This window comes from Pseudomonas sp. LAIL14HWK12:I10 (assembly GCF_900184205.1).
Classification (GTDB): Bacteria; Pseudomonadota; Gammaproteobacteria; order Pseudomonadales; family Pseudomonadaceae; genus Aquipseudomonas; species Aquipseudomonas kermanshahensis.
The window spans coordinates 177,707-199,300 of record NZ_FXWU01000002.1; the positions used below are offsets into that span (position 1 = coordinate 177,707).

The 21,594-nt window shown below is 63.3% G+C and carries 3 protein-coding genes; all 3 read left to right on the forward strand.

The window, feature by feature from the left end; translation table 11 throughout:
- Window position 1: 1 nt before the first annotated feature.
- Window positions 2-7,846 carry a non-ribosomal peptide synthetase gene (locus QOS90_RS04835; protein ID WP_283600504.1) on the forward strand — a complete coding sequence of 2,615 codons (7,845 nt, stop codon included), beginning with the start codon at window positions 2-4 and terminating at the stop codon, window positions 7,844-7,846.
- Window positions 7,847-7,991: 145 nt separating this feature from the next.
- Window positions 7,992-11,345 carry a non-ribosomal peptide synthetase gene (locus tag QOS90_RS04840; RefSeq protein ID WP_085272451.1) on the forward strand — a complete coding sequence of 1,118 codons (3,354 nt, stop codon included), beginning with the start codon at window positions 7,992-7,994 and terminating at the stop codon, window positions 11,343-11,345.
- Between the two features lie 22 nt (window positions 11,346-11,367).
- Window positions 11,368-21,594 (forward strand): non-ribosomal peptide synthetase (locus QOS90_RS04845; protein WP_256577351.1); only part of this gene is annotated, 10,227 nt, incomplete at its 3' end.

Sequence of the window (21,594 nt, forward strand, 5' to 3'; positions counted from 1 at the left end):
CATGGAACTCACTGCAGCACAACGCATTGCCCAACGCTTCGTCGGCCTCCCTGTGGAGCAGCGTCAGCAGATCCTGGAGAAAATGCAGGCCACTGGGCAAAGCTTCCGCCTGTTGCCCATCGTGCCCGCACGCCAGGGCCTGGCGCGCATTCCGTTGTCGTTTGCCCAGCAGCGCTTGCTGTTCCTGTGGCAGTTGGAGCCCGATAGCCCGGCCTATAACGTGCCGATGGCCGTGCGCCTCAAGGGCGTACTCGACCTGGCGGTATTGCAGCAGGCGCTGGATGCGCTGGTCAGCCGTCACGAGTCGCTGCGTACCCGCTTCGTCTCGGACGAGGGCGAGCTCCATCAGGACATTCTCGACGCCTGCCCGCTGCTGCTGGACGTGGTCGAGTGCCAGGACGATGAAGCCGCCTTGAGCCTGGCTGTCGATGCCGCGCTGAAGCAGCCGTTCGACCTGCTGGCCGGGCCGTTGATGCGGGTTACGCTGCTGCGCGTGGACGCCGAGCACCATGTGCTGGCCCTGAGCATGCACCACATCATCTCCGACGGTTGGTCGAGCGACCTGCTGGTGCAGGAGTTCATCCAGTTGTACACCGCGTTGGCTGAAGGCCGCCAGGCCGAATTGCCGGCCCTGCCGATCCAGTACGCCGATTATGCGATCTGGCAGCGTGCCTGGCTGGAGGCCGGTGAGGCCCAGCGCCAGCTGGCGTACTGGCAGGCGCAACTGGGTGACGAGCAGCCGTTGCTGAGCCTGCCGCTGGACTTCGAGCGGCCGGCCACGCCGAGCTATCGCGGCGCGGTGCTCAAGCTGAACATCGGCGCCGAGCAGGCCGAGGCTTTGCGCGCCCAGGCACGCAAGGGCGGCCACACCGTATTCGTGCTGATGCTGGCGGCCATGGCGGTGGTGCTGTCGCGCTACAGCGGGCAGTCGGACATCCGCATCGGCGCACCGAATGCCGGGCGTAACCGCAAAGAGCTGGAAGGCCTGATCGGCTTCTTCATCAATACCCAAGTGCTGCGCGTGCAAGTGGACGAGCGCGCGACCTTCGCTGCGCTGCTGGAGCAGGTCAAGGACGTGATCGGCGGCGCCCAGTCGCATCAGGAGCTGCCGTTCGAGCACTTGGTGGATGCCTTGCTGCCAGAGCGCAACCTGGCCCACAACCCGCTGTTCCAGTTCAAGATCAACCAGCACGTGGCGGCCGGCGACCCCTCGCGCAAGCGCCTGGGCGAGCTGGAGGTAGAAGGCTTTGCCCGCGAAGGAGGCGATGCGCGCTTTGACCTGGCCTTCGACTTCTCGGACAAACCCGAAGGCATCGAGGGGTACTTCACCTACGCCACCGACCTGTTCGAGCAGGCCACCATTCAGCGCCTGGCGGATTCGCTGCGGCGCGTGCTGGACGTGCTCAGCCACGCCCCGCACACGCCGATCGTCGAACACCTTGAAGTGGCGGCGCAGCAGCAGGCCGCGCCAGCAGCTTACCCGCACCGCGACTTCCTTGCCCTGTGGCACCAGGCGATGGCCCAAGGGCAGGCCCAGGGTGGCGTGCGTGCAGGTGACCGCTTCATGACCCAGGCCGGGCTGGACGCTGCGTCCAACCGCGTGGCCGACTACCTGCGCCAGCGCGGCGTCGGTGCCGGCAGCATCGTTGCCCTGTGCCTGCCGCGCTCCATCGAGTGGGTTACGGCCTTGCTGGCAGTCCTCAAGACCGGGGCCGCTTACCTGCCGCTGGACACCCAGCAGCCGCAAGAGCGCTTGCAGCAGTTGATCGTCGACAGTGGCGCTGCCGTGCTGCTGCATGAGCCGAGCGATACACGCTTCGCGGGCCTCGACGGGGTACAGGCGGTTGCCTGTGAACCCGCCACCTGGGCAGGCTGCAGCGACAGCCGAGTAGCGGTTGCAGTCAGCCCTGAACAGCCGGCCTACCTCATCTACACCTCGGGCTCGACCGGCCAGCCGAAAGGCGTGGTGGTCAGCCACGGGTCGCTGGCCAGCTACATCCAAGCCGTGCTGGAGCGCCTGCAACTGCCCGCCGGCGCGAGCATGGCCATGGTGTCCACCACCGCCGCCGACCTGGGCCACACCGTGCTGTTCGGTGCCCTGGCCTCGGGCCGCCTGCTGCATTTGTTGCCGCAGGAACTGGCCTTCGACCCCGACGGGTTTGCCAGCTACATGGCGCAGCACCAGGTGGGCGTGGTGAAGCTGGTGCCAAGCCACCTGCAAGGCCTGCTGCAAGCGTCCCGCGCCGCCGAGGTGCTGCCTGCTGAAGCGTTGATTCTGGGCGGCGAAGCGTGCCCCTGGAGCCTGTTGGAAAAAGTCCGTGAGTTGCGCCCGGGGTGCCGGGTCATCAACCACTACGGCCCGACCGAGACCACGGTCGGCGTGCTGACCTTCGAGCCAGGCCAGCGTCTGCAAGGCTGCCGCACGGTGCCGGTCGGTCGCCCGCTGGGCAATGCCTGCGCCCAGGTGCTCGATGGTTACCTCAACCCGCTGGCGCCGCACGTGGTCGGCGAGCTGTACCTGGGTGGGCAGGGTGTTGCTCAGGGCTACCTGAGCCAGCCGGGGCTGACGGCCGAGCGCTTTGTACCGGCTGCGGGTGGCGCCCGCCTGTACCGCACGGGCGACCGAGCGCGAATGAGTGCTGAAGGCCTGATCGAATTCATCGGGCGTGCCGATGACCAGGTGAAAATCCGTGGCTATCGCGTCGAGCCGGGTGAAATCGGCCGAGTCATCGCCGGGCTGCCCGGTGTCAGCGACGCCGTGGTCCTGGCCGTGCCGCTGGAAGGCGATGCCGAGCGCCTGCAGTTGGTGGCCTACGTGGTGGCTGAAGGGGGCATGAGCACGCAGCAGTTGCAGGCGCACCTGCAAACGCGCCTGCCTGACTACATGGTGCCCGCACACATCCTGTTGCTCGAGCGCCTGCCACTGACCGCCAACGGCAAGCTCGACAAGCGTGCCTTGCCCACACCGGGCGCGGTAAGCCGCGGCTATGTGGCCCCAGAAGGCGAGGTCGAAGAGAAGCTCGCCGCCGTGTGGGCCGATGTGCTCAAGCTGGAACGCGTGGGCAGCAGCGACAACTTCTTCGAGTTGGGTGGCGACTCCATCCTCAGCCTGCAGATCATTGCCCGGGCCAAGCGCCAAGGCATCAAGATCACCCCCAAGCAGCTGTTCGAACAGCAGACCGTTGGCCAACTGGCCCAGGTCGCCAAGCGCATCGAAGCCAAGCAACCGCTTGCAGCCCCCGTGGATACCGCGACCCGCGGTGAGGTGGCGCTGCTGCCGGCCCAGGTGCGTTTCTTCGAGATGGACATCGCCCAGCCTGCGCACTGGAACCAGTCGGTGCTGCTGAAACCGGCCCAGCGTGTGCAAGTGGAGCACCTGGAGTCGGCCCTGCGTGCGGTGCTGGAACAGCACGATGCCTTGCGCCTGCGCTTCAGCCGCCAGAACGGCCCGTGGCAGGCCCGCTTCCAGGCCCTGGACGCTTCGCCGGTGCTGCGCCAGCGCAGCCTCTTGGCGTTGAGCGAACTGGACGCTGCGGGCACTCAGGCGCAAGCCAGCCTCGACCTGGAGCACGGGCCGCTGCTGCGTGCCGAACTGTTCGACGTCGCCGATGGCCAGCAGCGTTTGCTGTTGGTCATTCACCACCTGGTGGTAGACGGCGTGTCATGGCGGGTACTGCTGGAGGATCTGCAAGAGGCTTACCAGCAACGCCTGAACGGGCAAGTCGTTAGCCTGCCGGCCAAAACCTGCGGTGTGAAAACCTGGGCCGAGCGCCTGGTCACTCACGCCAGCAGCCCAGCGCTGCACGCCCAGGCCGACTACTGGCAGCAGGTGCTGCAAGGCAGCCCGGCAGAACTGCCGCGTGACAACCCGCAGGGCAGCCTGGGCAACCAGCATGCCCGTACCGCTGCATCGCGCCTGGATGCCGCGCGTACCGCCCAGTTGCTGAAGCAGGCACCCGCCGCCTACCGCACCCAGGTCAACGACCTGCTGCTGACCGCGCTGGCGCGTACCCTGTGCCAGTGGAGCGCGCAGGACGAGGTGCTGGTGCAACTGGAAGGCCATGGCCGCGAAGACCTGTTCGACGACCTTGACCTCAGCCGCACGGTGGGTTGGTTCACCAGCGTGTTCCCGGTACGCCTTGCCCCTGGCCAGGCGCTGGGCCCGTCGATCAAGGCAATCAAAGAGCAATTGCGCGCGGTGCCGGACAAGGGCATCGGTTACGGCTTGCTGCGTTACCTGGGCGACACCCCGGTACGTGAGCGGCTCAGCGGCACTGCGCAGCCACGCGTCACCTTCAACTACCTGGGCCAGTTCGACAGCAGTTTCACGACCGACGATGCTGCCGTGTTCAGCCCGAGCGGCGAAAGCGCCGGGCGTACCCAATGCGCCGGTGCGCAACTGGGCAACTGGCTGAGCATCACCGGCCAGGTGTATGGCGGCGAGCTGTTCATGGAGTGGACCTACAGCGACGACGTCTACCGCGCGGAAACCATCCAGCAGCTGGCCCAGGCCTACGAGCAGGCACTGGCCGAGTTGGTCGAGCATTGCTGCCAGGCGCAGCACCACGGCGTGACGCCTTCAGACTTCCCATTGGCCGCGCTCACCCAGGGCCAGTTGGACAGCTTGCCTGTACCTGCAGCGCAGATCGCCGATGTGTATCCGCTGTCGCCGATGCAGCAGGGCATGCTGTTCCACACGCTCTACGACCAACAGGCCGGCAACTACATCAACCAGTTGCGGGTCGATGTCGAGGGGCTGGATGTGCAGCGCTTCAAGCAGGCCTGGCAGGCCGCGCTCGATGCCCATGACATCCTGCGCAGCGGTTTCGTCCTGCAGGGCGAGCTGGAGCAGGCCGTGCAGGTGGTGCGCAAATCGGTGGCGTTGCCGTGCAGCGAGCATGACTGGCGTGGCCAGCCGGCGCTTGAGCAGGCCCTGCAGGCGCTGGCCGAAGGCGAGCGCCAACAAGCGTTCGACCTGACCGAAGCGCCGCTGCTGCGCCTGGTGCTGGTGCAAACGGGCGAAGCCCGCCACCACCTGATCTACACCAACCACCACATCTTGATGGATGGCTGGAGCACCTCACGCCTCCTGGGCGAAGTGCTGCAACGTTACACAGGCATGGCGCCAAAGGCCCAGACCACGCACTACTGCGACTATATCGCCTGGCTGCAAGGCCAGGACGCGGCGGTCGCCGAAGCCTTCTGGCAGGCCCAGCTGGCCGCGCTCGACGAGCCGACGCGCCTGGCCCAGGCCATTGCCGGTAGCGCAGGCGATGCGGGCAGCGGCTACGGTGATCATCGCCTGGCCCTCGATGCCGACCAGACCGCACGCATCGAAGCCTTCGCCCGGGCAAACCGCGTTACCGTCAACACCCTGGTGCAATCGGCCTGGTTGCTGCTGTTGCAGCGCTGCACCGGTCAGGCCAGCGTGTGCTTCGGCGCCACGGTGGCCGGCCGCCCCGCGGACCTCGCCGGGGTGGAAGAGCAGATCGGCCTGTTCATCAACACCCTGCCGGTGATTGGCGCGCCCCGTGCTGAGCAGACTGTAGCCGAGTGGATCAGCCAGGTGCAGGCTTGCAACCTGGCCGTGCGCGAGTTCGAGCACACCCCGCTGTACGACGTGCAGCGCTGGGCCGGGCAGGGCGGTGACGCGCTGTTCGACAGCATTCTGGTGTTCGAGAACTACCCGGTGTCCGAGGCGCTGCAACAAGGCGCGCCGGGCGGGTTGCGCTTTGGCGACGTGGCTGTGCAAGAGCAGACCAACTACCCGCTGACGCTGGTAGTAGAACTGGGCGCGACCCTGTCGATGCAATACAGCCACGACCGTGCCCTGTGGAGCGACGAGAGCATTGGCCGGTTGGCGGGTTATTTCACCCGCCTGCTGCAGGCATTGGTCGCCGATGCGGATGCAGTAGTCGGCGAGCTGCCGATGCTGAGCCTGCAAGAGCAGCAGATGATGGTCGAGGGTTGGAACGACACCCTCGCGGCGTACCCGAATGAGCGCAGTATCCACTCACTGATCGAAGCCCAGGTGTTCGCCACCCCGGACGCCCCGGCGTTGGTGTTCGGCGAGCAGACCCTGAGCTACGCCGAACTCAATGGCAAAGCCAACCAGCTGGCGCACAAGCTGCGTGAACTCGGCGTGGGCCCGGACGTGCTGGTGGGCATCGCCATGGAGCGCAGCCTGGAGATGGTCATCGGCTTGCTGGGTATCGTCAAAGCCGGTGGCGCCTATGTGCCGCTGGACCCGGAATACCCGCTGGACCGCTTGAGCTACATGTTCGAGGACAGCGGCATTGCCTTGCTGCTGACCCAGTCGCACCTGCGCGATGCCCTGCCGATCCCCGTCGGCCTGCACAGCCTGGACCTGGACAGCGAAAACCTCGATGGCTACAGCGATGCCAATCCTGGCATCGACGTAGCCCCGCTGAACCTCGCCTATGTGATCTACACCTCCGGCTCCACCGGCCGCCCGAAAGGCGCCGGCAACAGCCACCAGGCACTGGTTAACCGCCTGTGGTGGATGCAGAAAGCCTATGGCCTGGACGCCAGCGACAGTGTGCTGCAGAAAACCCCGTTCAGCTTCGACGTGTCGGTGTGGGAGTTCTTCTGGCCGCTGATGACCGGCGCGCGCCTGGTCATGGCTCAGCCGGGTGCCCACCGCGACCCGCAGTTGCTGGTCGACACCATCAACCAGTACGCCATCAGCACCTTGCACTTCGTGCCGTCGATGCTGCAGGCGTTCATGACCCACGAAGCGGTGGAAAGCTGCCGCAGCCTCAAGCGCGTGGTGTGCAGTGGCGAGGCACTGCCGGCCGAGCTCGCGCGCCAGACCCTGCAACGCCTGCCAGCCGCCGGCCTGTACAACCTGTACGGCCCGACCGAAGCGGCCATCGACGTCACCCACTGGACCTGCCGCCCAGACGAGAGCATCAGCGTGCCGATCGGCCAGCCGATCGACAACCTCAAGACCCACATCCTCGAAGGCAGCCTGCAACCGGCGGTACGCGGCAGTGCCGGCGAGCTGTACCTGGGCGGCGTAGGTTTGGCACGTGGTTATCACCAGCGCCCGGCGCTGACGGCCGAGCGCTTCGTGCCGGACCCGTTCAGCGATAACGGCGGGCGCCTGTACCGCACCGGTGACCTGGCGCGTTACAACGCCGACGGCGTGATCGACTACGCCGGGCGTCTCGACCACCAGGTGAAGATCCGCGGGTTGCGTATGGAGCTGGGTGAAATCGAAGCGCGCCTGCTGGAATTGCCAGCGGTGCAGGAAGCGGTGGTGCTGGCCCAGGACGGGCCGAGCGGCAAACAGTTGGTGGGCTATGTGGTACCCGCCGACAGCACGCAAAACGAGGGCGCGTTGCGCGACAGCCTGCGTGAAGCCCTCAAGGCCGGCCTGCCGGATTACATGGTGCCCGCGCACCTGCTGTTGCTGAGCACGCTGCCGGTAACACCGAACGGCAAGCTGGACCGCAAGGCCCTGCCGCAACCGGATGCCAGTTTGCTGCAAGGCGAATACATCGAACCCCAGACCGAAATGGAGCAACAGATCGCAGCGATCTGGGCCGATGTACTGAAGCTGGAGAAGGTCGGCCTCACTGACAACTTCTTCGCGCTAGGTGGCCATTCCCTGTTGGCGACTTCGGTGATCGTGCGCATCCAGGAGCAAGCCGGTGTTTCGGCCGAGCTGAAAGAGCTCTTCGAGTTCCCTGTCCTGGCTGACTTCAGCCGCCAGCTTGAAGCCAAGGCGCCCGTCATCGACGCTACCCAGGACCAGTTGGCCAAGTCCCTGGCGTTGCTCGACAGCTTGAGCACGGAAGAGCTCGATGAGCTGGTTTCCTAGCTTTTTGACTTAGCAGGGACCGTGTGGGAGCCGGCCAACCGGCGCCCACACGGTAAGCGGCGCGAATTTCCATCTAAATCCTTGCCAGTGCTCAATCGTCTACCTACGGAGGAAATTGAAGAGCTGATTTCTTAGGAGACTCCCTGTGCAAGAGCTGCTCGATACGGTCGTATCGTTGTCCACCCAAAAACGTAAGGCGTTGGCAGCCTTGCTCAAGAAACAAGGCGTCAACCTGTATGGGGTCACGCCGATCTTCCCGAGGGATCCAGAAGAGCCGGTACTGCTGTCCTATGCCCAGCAGCGGCTGTGGATACTGTCGCAACTGGGGGAGGTGAGTACCGCGTACAACCTCTCGTCCGTCTTGCGCTTCAAAGGGCAGTTGGACACTGCTGCCCTGCAGCGCAGCTTCGAGGCGTTGATCGCCCGTCACGAGACATTGCGCACCACCTTCCGCCTGGAAGGCGAGCAGGCCGTACAAGTGGTCCATGCGCACACCCCCTTCGAATTGATGTTCGAACAGCTGGAGCAGGCCGATGACGCCAACGTGCGTCGTCACGTCGAGCGCGAAGCCCATCTGCCCTTCGACCTGCAAACGGGCCCGCTGTTGCGGGTGAAGTTGCTGGGGCTGATGCCGGGCGAACAGGTGCTGGTGCTGACCCTGCACCACATCGTGTCTGACGGCTGGTCGATGCCGCTGATGATCAATGAACTGGTGCAGCTCTACCAAGGCTACAGCCAAGGGCAGGCGGTGGAGCTGCCTGTGCTGCCGGTGCAGTACGCCGACTACGCCATCTGGCAGCGAAACTGGATGGAGGCCGGCGAGCAGGCGCGACAGCTCGCCTACTGGACCGAGCAACTGGGTGACGAACAGCCCGTGCTGGCGCTGCCCACCGACCGGCCGCGGCCCACGACCAGCAGCTACCACGGCGCCCGCGTTACTGTGGCAATCGACAGCACGCTGGCTGGCGCGCTGAAGCAGTTGGCCCAGCAACAGGGCGCGACGCCCTTCATGGTGTTGCTGGCCAGCTTCCAGGCATTGCTGCACCGCTACAGCGGGCAGTGCGATATCCGTGTCGGTGTGCCCGTCGCCAACCGTAATCGGGTCGAGACCGAGCGGCTGATCGGCTTCTTCGTCAACACTCAAGTGCTGCGCGCAGAATTCGACCTGCAGATGACCTTCACTGCGCTGCTGCAACAGGTCAAGCAACGTGTGCTGGGTGCTCAGGCGCACCAGGACCTGCCGTTCGAGCAACTGGTGGAGGCCCTGCAGACCGAGCGCAACCTCAGTCACAGCCCTTTGTTCCAGGTGATGTACAACCACCAGACCCAGGCCAAAGGCGAGCGCCGCCGTCTGCAGGGGCTGGAAATGGAAGAACTGGCCTGGGACAGCCACACGGCCAAGTTCGACCTGACCTTGGACACCTTCGAGCATGAGCAAGGCATCAGTGCTGCGCTGACCTATGCCACTGACCTGTTCGAGGCTAAGACTATCGAACACATGGCCCGGCACTGGCTGAACCTGCTGCAGGGGATTGTTCACGAACCACAGCAGCGCGTTGCCGATCTGCCTCTGCTGGCAGAACAGGAGCAGGCCCGAATCATTCAGGACTGGAACCGCAACCCGGCGAAATTCCCCAGCGAGCACACGCTTCATCAGTTGATCGAAGCCCAGGTCGCGTTGTCGCCGAATTCACCCGCCTTGAGTTTTGCCGGCCAGACACTGAGCTACGGCGAATTGAACCGCCGCGCCAACCGCTTGGCGCACAAACTGTGCGAACTGGGTGTCGGGCCCGACGTACTGGTGGGGCTTGCCGTGGAGCGCAGCCTGGACATGGTCGTCGGCCTGCTCGGCATCCTCAAGGCGGGCGGCGCTTATGTGCCGCTGGACCCGGAATACCCCCAGGATCGCCTTGCCTACCTGTTCGAGGACAGTGCCATCGGCTTGTTGGTGACCCAAAGCCACGTGCGCGATGCCTTGCCGATTACGCCAGGCATGCAGACCGTGAACCTGGACGATAGGGCGCTGGCCGACTACAGCGAGGCGAACCTGGATCGCGTGGTATCACCGCAGAACCTGGCGTATGTGATCTACACCTCGGGTTCCACGGGCAAACCCAAGGGTGCGCTGCTGGCGCACCATAACGTGGTGCGCTTGTTCGCGGCGACCCAGGACTGGTTCCGGTTCGATGCCAGCGACGTATGGACGGTATTCCACTCCTACGCGTTCGACTTTTCAGTGTGGGAGCTGTACGGCGCGCTGCTGTATGGCGGCAAGGCGGTCATTGTGCCGAGGGATGTGGCGCGTTCACCGCAAGATTTCCATGCGTTGTTGGTCAGCGAGCAGGTCACAGTCCTGAACCAGACGCCCTCGGCGTTTCAGCAACTGATCCCGCTGGCCTGCAACGCAGCGCAGGCTGGCAACCAGCTGGCACTGCGGCATGTGGTGTTTGGCGGTGAGGCGTTGGATGTGAGCAGCCTCAAGCCCTGGTTCGACGTTTTCGGTGACCACCAGCCGCGCCTGATCAACATGTATGGCATCACCGAGACCACGGTGCATGTGACCTATCGGCCAATCCGTCGGGATGATCTCAAGCAGGTTGGCAGCAGCCCGATTGGCGAGGTGATTCCTGACCTGAGTTGGTACCTGCTGGACGGCGCGTTAAACACGATCGTGCCCGGTAGCCAGGGTGAGCTGATGATTGGCCAGGAGGGCCTGGCACGTGGCTATCACGGTCGCCCGGCGTTGACTGCAGAACGTTTCGTACCGAACCCATTCGATAGCCACGGTGGCCGCCTGTACCGCTCGGGAGACTTGGCCCGCTATGGCGGTGATGGCGTGATCGAGTACCTGGGGCGCATCGATCACCAGGTGAAGATTCGTGGTTTCCGTATCGAGTTGGGTGAGATCGAAGCACGCCTTCAGGAGCAGGGCGCAGTGCGCCAGGGGGTGGTGGTTGCCCAGGATGGCCCGCATGGCAAACAGTTGGTGGGGTATGTGGTACCCGTCGACAGCGCGGTCCTGGACAGCCTCGAAGGCCAGGTTGTGCTGCGGGCTTCCCTGCGCGAAGCGCTCAAGGCAAGCCTGCCGGAATACATGGTGCCGACTCAGGTGCTGTTCCTCGCCAGCTTGCCGCTGACCGGCAACGGCAAGCTGGACCGCAAGGCGCTGCCGCAACCGGATGCCAGCCTGCTGCAGGGCCAGTTCACGGCGCCACAAAGTGCATTGGAGCAACGGATCGCAGCGGTCTGGGCCGATGTGCTGAAGCTGGACAAGGTGGGCCTTTACGACAACTTCTTTGAACTGGGTGGCCACTCCTTGCTGGCGACCCAGGTGATGGCTCGCCTGCAGGTTGAGCTGGGCATCAACTTGCCGCTCGCCTTGCTGTTCCAGGCCCAAAACCTGCAGGCATACGCAGCCATGATCAGTGGCTTGAATACCAATACCGATGCAGACCTGGACGACCTCCAGGACTTCATGAGCGAGCTTGAGGCAGTTTGAGATGCAAACGGATAACAGAAACTTGGAACTGGTAAAACGCTTCATTGGCCTGCCCCTGCCCCAGCGCAAGCTCTTTCTTGAAAAGCTCGCATCGAAGGGCATGAGCCTTGCGCAGTTACCGATCCCGCAGAGCCGTGGCGATGTCGACCCGATACCGCTTTCCTTTGCTCAGCAAAGGCAATGGTTCCTTTGGCAGCTGGAGCCGCAAAGTTCTGCCTACAACATTCCTGCTGCCTTGAAATTCACCGGTGCACTGGACATCAGCGCTTTGCAGCGCAGTTTCGAGTCGTTGATCGACCGCCACGAAACGCTGCGTACCACCTTCCGGCTGGAGGGTGAACAGGCGGTACAGGTCCTTCATCCGCACATGCCGTTCGCGCTGGTCGTGGAGCCTGTGGAGGCCACTGCGCCTTCTGTTCGTGCCTGCCTTGAAGCTGAGGCCCAGCTGCCCTTCGACCTGGAACATGGGCCACTGATGCGGGCCAGGCTGTTGCAGTTGGGGGCGCAAGAGCACGTGCTCACACTGACGTTGCACCACATCGTGGCTGACGGGTGGTCCTTGCCGGTGATGGTGCAAGACCTGGTCAAGCTTTATGAAGGGTTCAGCCAAGGCCGCGACGTGCAGTTGCCGGCGTTGCCGATCCAGTACGCCGACTACGCCATTTGGCAGCGGGCCTGGATGCAGGCGGGTGAACAGGACCGGCAACTTACCTACTGGAAAGCACAGTTGGGTGATGAGCAACCGGTGCTGGAGTTGCCGACCGATCGTCCTCGCCCAGCGGTCCACAGCCAACAGGGCGCACGGTTGGAAATCCCTTTGGACGGGGAACTGGTCGGTTCGCTCAAGCAATTGGCGCAGCAGCAGGGCGTGACACTGTTCATGCTGTTGCTCGCCAGCTTTCAAACGCTGCTGCACCGCTACTCAGGGCAGGCGGATATCCGCGTGGGCGTTCCGATCGCCAACCGCAACCGTGCCGAGACGGAGCGCTTGGCGGGCTTCTTCGTCAATACCCAGGTGCTGCGTGCCGAGTTCGACCTGGGCATCACCTTTACCGAGCTGCTGGAGCAAGTCAGGCAACGTGCTTTGGGCGCGCAGGCGCATCAGGATTTGCCTTTCGAACAACTGGTCGAAGCTTTGCAGCCGGAGCGCAGCCTCAGCCACAGCCCGTTGTTCCAGGTGATGTACAACCACCAGACCGAGACCAAAAAAAGCGAAGGGCGCAACCTGCCAGGCCTGCTGATGGAGGAGTTGGCGGCTGAGAGCCATGTGGCCAAGTTCGACCTGGCACTGGACACGTTCGAGCACGAAGCGGGTATCAGCGCGGCGTTGACGTATGCGACCGATCTGTTCGATGCGGCCACCATCGAGCGCATGGCAGGGCATTGGCTGAACTTGCTCGTCAGCATCGCAGGGCAGCCGCACCAGCCTGTTGCAGGCTTGTCGATGCTGAGCCCGCAAGAGCAGCAACGCGTCATCAGCGACTGGAACAGCACGCAAGCGGATTACCCTGCCGATAAAGCCATGCACCAATTGTTCGAAACTCAGGTGCGTGTGTCACCCGACGCCCCGGCTTTGTTGTTTGGCGAACAGGTGTTGAGTTATGCAACGCTGAACGAACGGGCCAACCAGTTGGCGCACAGGCTTCGTGAGCAGGGGGTAGGCCCGGATGTGCTGGTGGGCATCGCTATGGAGCGCAGCCCTGAAATGGTGGTTGGCCTACTGGCAATCCTCAAGGCGGGTGGCGCCTATGTGCCGCTCGATCCTGAATACCCGCAGGACCGTATCGAGTACATGCTTGAGGACAGCCAGTCGGTCTTGCTGTTGTCCCAGTCGCACCTGCTTGCGCGCATGCCTGAGGAGTTCCATGCCAGGACTTTGTTGCTGGATCAGTTGTCGCTGCAGGCATACCCGGTAACCGATCCGGTCTGCCTGACCGAACCGGGCAATTTGGCCTACAGCATCTATACCTCTGGGTCTACAGGCAAACCCAAGGGTGTTCTGATCGAGCACCGCAACGTAACGGCGCTGATTGGTTGGGCACTGACGGTTTACAGCCAAGAGGACCTGTGCGGTGTGCTGGCCTCGACCTCAATCTGTTTCGACCTGTCGGTGTGGGAGCTGTTCGTCACGCTGTCGGCCGGAGGCTACGCGGTGCTTGCTGCCAACGCGCTGGAGCTGCCACACCTGGCGGCCAAAGACCGCGTACGCCTGGTCAACACCGTACCTTCGGCAATCAAGATGCTGCTTGAGACCGATGCCTTGCCGGCAACCGTTCGCACCATCAACCTTGCCGGGGAAGCGCTGAAGCAGTCGCTGGTCGACGACTTGTACGCGACCGGGCATGTGCAACAGGTGTATGACCTGTACGGCCCTTCCGAGGACACGACCTACTCCACCTTTGCCCTGCGTTGCGCCAATGGCAAAGCCAACATTGGCCGGCCGATCGCCAACAGTGCGGTTTATCTGCTGAGTGAAGCGGTAATGCCGGTACCGGTAGGTGTAAACGGCGAGCTGTACATGGCCGGTGCGGGGTTGGCACGGGGTTATCTCGGCCGCCCAGGCCTGACAGCCGAACGCTTCATTCCCGACCCGTTCGATGAGCAGGGCGGCGGCAGGATGTACCGTACCGGCGACCTCGCCCGCTACCAGGAAAACGGGCTGATCGAGTATGCCGGTCGCATCGATCACCAGGTGAAGGTCCGTGGCTTCCGTATCGAGCTGGGTGAGATCGAGGCGCGGCTGCAGGCCCAGGAGGCCGTCCGCGAAGCGGTCCTGTTGGCTCAGGATGGCCCAAGTGGCAAGCAATTGGTGGGCTATGTGGTACCGGCCGATGATGCCGTGATGCACACACTCGAGCAGCAGTCAGCGCTGCGTGATGCGTTGCGTGGCCAGCTCAAGCAAAGCCTGCCGGAGTACATGGTCCCGGCGCAGCTTGTGTTCCTCAACGCGTTGCCGCTGACGCCCAATGGCAAGCTGGATCGCAAGGCGCTTCCACAGCCCGATACCAGCGTGTTCCAAGCCCAGTACCTTGAGCCTCGTACCGAACTGGAACGCAGTATTGCTGCGGTCTGGGCGGGTGTGTTGAAACTGGAAAAGGTCGGGCTGACCGATAACTTCTTCGAGCTGGGTGGCGACTCGATCATTTCCTTGCAGGTGGTCAGCCGTGCGCGCCAAGCAGGCATCCAGTTCACGCCCAAGCAATTGTTCCAATTCCAGACCGTACAAGGCTTGGCATCGGTTGCGCGCTGTGCCGATAACGTTGTCATCGACCAAGGCGCAGTCACCGGTACCTCGCCGCTGACACCTGTTCAGCACTGGTTCTTCGATCAGGCGATGCCCCAGCCTGAGCATTGGAACCAGTCGGTACTGCTGGCACCCAGCGTAAGCATCGACCCGCAGCATCTGGGTGCCGCACTGCAACACGTGCTGCAGCACCACGACGCGCTGCGCCTGGGTTTTGATCAGGCAGGCGGAAGTTGGCAAGGCACGTTCAACGATGTCGATACCCAGGACGTGCTGTGGCATCGCTCGTTCAGTGACATGGACGCGCTTTTGCGCGCGGCCAGTGATGCGCAGCGCAGTTTCACGCTCGGTGGCCCCTTGATGCGGGTATTGCTGGGCACGTTGCCTGATGGTGACCAACGGCTGCTGTTGGTGGTCCATCACCTGGTCGTTGACGGTGTGTCATGGCGTGTACTGCTTGAGGATCTGCAGCAGGCCTATCTGTCAGTCTCGGCCGGCCAGCCTGTCGAATTGCCTGCCAAGACCAGCGCCTACAAGGCTTGGGCCGAACGACTGCAGGCGTACGGCAAAAGCGCCGATCTGGCTCAGGAGCTGAGCTACTGGCACGCACAGTTGCAGCATGCTGACGACGATTTGCCCCGTGATCATCTGCAAGGCGGTAACCAGGTCAGGCACGCCGCCTACGCAAGCACCCATCTGGATGCACAGTGGACGCGCAAGCTTTTGCATGAAGCGCCCATGGCCTACCGCACCCAGATCAATGACCTGCTGCTCGCAGCGCTGGCGCGTGTGGTGGCCCGTTGGACCGGGCGGACTAACGTACTGGTGCGCCTGGAAGGGCATGGCCGTGAGGACGTGTTCGACGACCTGGACCTGACACGTACCGTGGGTTGGTTCACCAGCATCTATCCGGTGACCTTGACCGCTCAGGCGCAACTCGACAGCTCGATCAAGGACATCAAGGAGCAACTGCGGGCAGTCCCCAACAAGGGTATTGGATACGGGCTGCTGCGCTATCTTGGCAGCGATGACAGCCGGCAGGTGCTGGAGAGCCTGCCGCAGGGTGAAATTGTCTTCAACTACCTGGGGCAATTCGACGGCAGTTTCCAGGAGCAAGACAGCGTCTTCACGCCAGCCAAGGAGGATGGCGGGGCCAATCAAAGCGAAGAGGCGCCCTTGGGCAGCCTGTTGGCACTGAACGGGCAGGTCTATGCGGGCGAGCTGAAAATGGGGTGGACCTTCAGCCGGGAACTGTTCGACGCGTCGACCATTCAGCGCTTGGCTGATGAGTATGCCCAGGAACTCAAGGCGCTGATCACCCACTGCTGCCAAGCGGCCAATCGCGGAGTCACGCCTTCGGATTTCCCGCTGGCCCGCTTGAGCCAGGCCGAACTGGACAGCCTGCCGGTACCCGCCGCCGAGATCGCCGATATCTACCCGCTGGCACCCATGCAGCAGGGCATGTTGTTCCATACGCTGTACGAGCAGTCGGCCGGCAACTACATCAACCAGCTCCGTGTAGACGTGGACGGGCTGGACGTGGAGCGCTTCAAGCATGCCTGGCAGGGCGCGCTGGGGGCGTACGATATTCTGCGAACCGGTTTCGTCTGGCAGGGAGACCTGGACCACGCGGTGCAGATCGTACGCAAGCACGTCGAGCTGCCGTTCACTGAACAGGATTGGCGCAATCAGCCAACGGCAGATCAAGCGCTGGACGCGTTGGCCGAGCGTGAGCGACAACGCGGCTTCGTGCTGGATGCAGCCCCCTTGTTGCGCCTGGTGTTGGTGCGTACCGGTGAGCAACGTCATCATCTGATATGCACGCATCATCACATCCTGATGGATGGCTGGAGTACGTCGCGTCTGTTGGGGGAAGTGCTGCAGCGCTATGCCGGTCAGGCACTGCCGACCCAGAGCGCGCATTACCGCGAATACATCGCGTGGTTGCAGCGCCAGGATGCGGTTGCCGCTGAAACCTTCTGGAAGGAGCAATTGACGGCGCTGGAACAACCGACGCGTCTGGTGCATGCGATACGCATGGCGCCGGGTGAGCAGGCATCTGGTCACGCAGCCTTCCACCAGGTTTTCGACCGCGAGCAGACCGCACGTGTCGAAGCGTTCGCCCGGGCTAACCGGGTCACGGTCAATACGCTGATGCAATCTGCGTGGATGCTGCTTCTGCACCGCTATACGGGGCAATCGACCGTGTGCTTCGGCGCTACGGTAGCAGGGCGACCGGCTGACCTGCCGGGTGTGGAGGAACAGATCGGCTTGTTCATCAACACCTTGCCTGTGATCGGTTCCCCTCGCGTGGAGCAGACGGTGGCTGAGTGGATCAGCCAAGTGCAAGCGAGCAACCTTGCCCTGCGTGAGTTCGAGCACACGCCGTTGTACGAGGTGCAGCGCTGGGCAGGCCTGGGCGGGGAGGCACTGTTCGATAACCTCCTGGTGTTCGAGAGCTATCCGGTGTCCGAAGCCCTCCAGCAAGGCGCGCCGGCCGGCTTGCAGTTTGGGGAAGTGGCTAACCGGGAGCAGACCAATTACCCCCTCAGCGTGGCAATCGGGCTCGGCAATGTGCTGTCCGTCCGCTACACCCATGATCGAACGCTGTGGAGTACGCAAGCGATCCAAGGGGTCGCCAGCCACTTCGCCAATCTGCTCGAGGCGCTCGTCGACAATGCCACCACGGCACTGGGCGACCTGCCTCTGCTGGATCCGCAAGCAGCACGCCTGATGGTCTCGGACTGGAACTACCAGGCCGCCGTCAGCATCGATGAGCTGAGTGTCAGCCAGTTGATCGAAGCGCAGGTAGCACGGACGCCTGACGCCGTGGCGGTGCTTTTCGAGGGGCAGTCGTTGAGCTATGCCGAGCTGAACCACAGGGCTAACCAACTGGCAGGCCGGTTGCGTGAGCTGGGTGTAGGCCCTGATGTGCTGGTCGGTATCGCCATGGCGCGCAGCCTGGAGATGGTGGTGGGGTTGCTGGCTGTGCTCAAGGCGGGCGGCGCCTATGTGCCGCTGGACCCGGACTACCCGCAGGACCGCTTGGCCTATATGCTCGAGGACAGTGATATTCAGCTGTTGCTGACGCAGGCATCATCGGTTGCGCACGTACCGGTGCCGGCTCGGATGCACTGCGTTGTCGTCGACCGACACGATGAATTTGCAGGTTACCCGGGCGAGAACCTGACGCAAACCAGCGTCGCGCAGAACCTGGCCTACGTCATTTACACCTCTGGCTCGACCGGCAAACCGAAAGGTGCAGGCGTTGATCAGCAAGCACTCTGTGGTCGCCTGCGCTGGATGCAGAACGCCTATGGCCTCAACGAGCACGATGTGGTCCTGCAAAAAACATCGTTCAGCTTTGACGTGTCCGTGTGGGAGCTGCTCTGGCCATTGACCTGTGGTGCCAAGGTGCTGCTGGCACGGCAGGGTGATCAGCGTGACCCGGCGCTTCTGATCGATCTGATTCGTGCCCATGGCGTCACGACCCTGCACTTCATTCCGTCCATGCTCAAGAGTTTCCTCGACGCGGAGCACGTTGCCCACTGCCATAGCCTGAAGCGTTTGTTCTCTGGTGGCGAGGCCATCACCCATGACCTGCTCAACAGGGCCCTGGAGTGCTTGCCGCACGTGGCAATCTTCAACCGTTACGGCCCGGTCGAGGCGACGATCAATGCGACTCACAGTGAGCGTTTGAGCGTTCGGCAGGGCGACGTCGAGATCGGCAAGGCGCTGCCTGATACGCGGATCCATATTCTCGACTCGGGCCTCAATCCGGTGCCGGTTGGCGTCTGTGGAGAGCTGTACATCGGTGGTAAAGCCCTGGCACGCGGTTATCACCGCAAGGCCCAGCTCTCGGCAGAACGGTTCATCCCCGATCCGTTTGGAGCCCCGGAGGGTGAGCGCCTGTACCGCACCGGTGACCTGGCGCGTTACAACGCCGACGGCGTGATCGACTACGCCGGGCGTCTCGACCACCAGGTGAAGATCCGCGGGTTGCGTATCGAGCTGGGTGAAATCGAAGCGCGCCTGCAGGCGTTACCAGGTGTGCGTCAAGCCGTGGTATTGGCTCAGCCAGGGCCGCAGGGACACCAGTTGGTGGGTTATGTGGTGCCGACCGAGTCATCGGTGATGCAAGGCGGCCCTGATACTCAGTCGACGCTGCGTGATGCCCTGCGGGTCGAACTCAAGGCCGCACTGCCTGAATACATGGTGCCTGCACACTTGCTGTTCCTGGATCAGCTGCCGCTGTCGCCGAATGGCAAGCTGGACCGCAAAGCCCTGCCACACGCGGATGCCAGCCTGTTACAGCAGGCCTACCTCGAACCGCAAACGGACCTGCAGCGTACGATTGCAGTGATCTGGGCGGACGTATTGAAACTGGACAAGGTGGGGCTGGCCGACAACTTCTTCGAGTTGGGCGGCGACTCGATCATTTCCTTGCAAGTGGTCAGCCGGGCACGTCAGGCCGGCATTCAATTCACGCCCAAGGAGTTGTTCGAGCACCAGACGGTACAGGGGCTGGCATCGGTTGCCCGGTTGTCGGCAGGCTTGAGCATCGACCAAGGCCTGGTCGTGGGCGACATGCAACTGACCCCGATCCAGCGTCGTTTCTTCGATGCGGATATCCCAGAGCGCCATCACTGGAACCAGTCGTTGCTGCTCACGCCGAATACCGCACTGGAAGCGGATCGACTGAATGCGGCGTTGCACGCGTTGCTTGCGCATCACGATGCGCTGCGCTTGCAGTTCGCACCGTCAGGTGGCAATTGGTCGGCCAGCTTCGGCACAGCAGCGCCGTCAGCGTTGTTGTGGACCCGTACGCTGCGCGACGACGAAGCGCTGCGCGGGCTTGTCGACGAGGCGCAACGTAGCCTCGACCTGGAACAAGGGCCGTTGATGCGTGCGGTGCTGGCGTTGCTGCCTGATGGTAGCCAGCGGTTGCTGCTGGTGATCCACCACCTGGTCGTGGACGGTGTTTCATGGCGGGTATTGCTGGAAGACTTGCAACAGGCCTATGCCTCGCTGGGTTCCGGTCAAGCGCCGAGCTTGCCGGCCAAGACCAGTTCGTTCCAGGCCTGGGCCCAACGCTTGCAGGCCTATGCCAGCAGCGTCGAGCTGGAGCATGAGGTCAGCTATTGGCAAGGTAGCCTGCAAACGGCACGAGGCGCGTCGTTGCCTGTGGACCATCCGGGTGGCGAAAACCTGGTCAGGCATGCCACCTCGGTGACGACCCGCCTGGATAAAACCTGCACCCGTCAGCTCTTGCAGGATGCGCCAGCGGCCTATCGCACGCAGATCAACGACTTGTTGCTGACCGCGCTGGCGCGGGTGCTTAGCCGCTGGATAGGGCAGCCGGACGTAGTAGTTCGTTTGGAAGGGCATGGACGGGAGGATGTGTTCGATGACCTCGATCTGACCCGCACCGTCGGATGGTTCACCAGTGTTTATCCGGTGAAATTGACCCCGAGCGCTGGCATGGCTGATTCGGTCAAAGCGATCAAAGAGCAACTGCGCGCGGTGCCTGAAAAAGGCATTGGTTATGGTGTGCTGCGCTTCCTGGGGAGTGATGAACAGCGTCAGGCACTGGCGCAGTTGCCACAGGGTGAAATTGTCTTCAACTACTTGGGCCAGTTCGACGGCAGCTTCGGCGATGAGGCAGGCCTGTTCGTTCCCGCTAAAGAGTACAGCGGTGACCCCCATGACCAAGCCGCGCCACTGAGCAATCTGCTGGCAATCAACGGTCAGGTGTATGCCGGTGAGCTCAAACTTGGCTGGACCTTCAGCAGCGCGTTGTTCGATGCGTCAACAGTGCAACGCCTGGCCGACGAGTACGCTGAAGAGCTCAAGGCGTTGATTGCCCATTGCTGCGTACCCGGGCATCGCGGGTTCACCCCGTCGGACTTCCCGCTGGCACGTTTGAGCCAGGTACAACTGGACCACCTGCCCGTGGCGGCGGCTTCGATCGCCGATGTCTATCCGTTGTCGCCGATGCAGCAGGGCATGCTGTTCCACACGCTCTACGACCAACAGGCCGGTAACTACATCAACCAGTTGCGGGTCGATGTCGAGGGGCTGGAGGTACTGCGCTTCAAGCAGGCCTGGCAGGCGGCGTTGGATGCGCACGACATTCTGCGCACCGGGTTTGTCTGGGAAGGGGACCTGGACCAGGCGATGCAGGTGGTCCGAAAGCAGGTGACGCTGCCGTTCAGTGAGCACGACTGGCGTGGAGCACCAGCGCTCGAAGCGGCGCTGCAAGCATTGGCCGAAGACGAGCGTCAGCGTGGTTTTGCGCTTGATGAGCCGGCGCTGCTGCGCCTGGTGCTGGTCCGTATCGACGATGACCGTTACCACCTGATCTATACCAACCACCATATTTTGATGGATGGCTGGAGCACCTCGCGCCTGCTGGGCGAAGTCCTGCAGCGTTATGCTGGCCCGACGACCGGGTTCCAGGCCACGCACTATCGGGATTACATCGCCTGGCTGCAACGTCAGGATACGGCAGTTGCCCAAGCCTTCTGGCAGGCCCAGCTGGCCGCGCTCGACGAGCCGACGCGCCTGGCCCAGGCCATTGCCGGTTGCGCAGGCGATGCGGGCAGCGGCTACGGTGATCATCGCCTGGCCCTCGATGCCGAGCAGACCGCACGCATCGAAGCCTTCGCCCGGGCTAACCGCGTCACCGTCAACACCCTGGTGCAATCGGCCTGGCTGCTGCTGTTGCAGCGCTATACCGGCCAGGCCAGCGTCTGCTTCGGCGCCACCGTGGCCGGCCGCCCGGCAGATTTGCCAGGCGTTGAGGAGCAGATCGGCCTGTTCATCAACACCCTGCCGGTGATTGGTTCACCCCGCGCCGAGCAGCGTGTCGGCGAGTGGATCGCCCAGGTTCAAGGCTGCAACCTGGCGTTGCGCGAGTTCGAGCACACCCCGCTGTACGACGTGCAGCGCTGGGCCGGGCAGGGCGGTGACGCGCTGTTCGACAGCATTCTGGTGTTCGAGAAC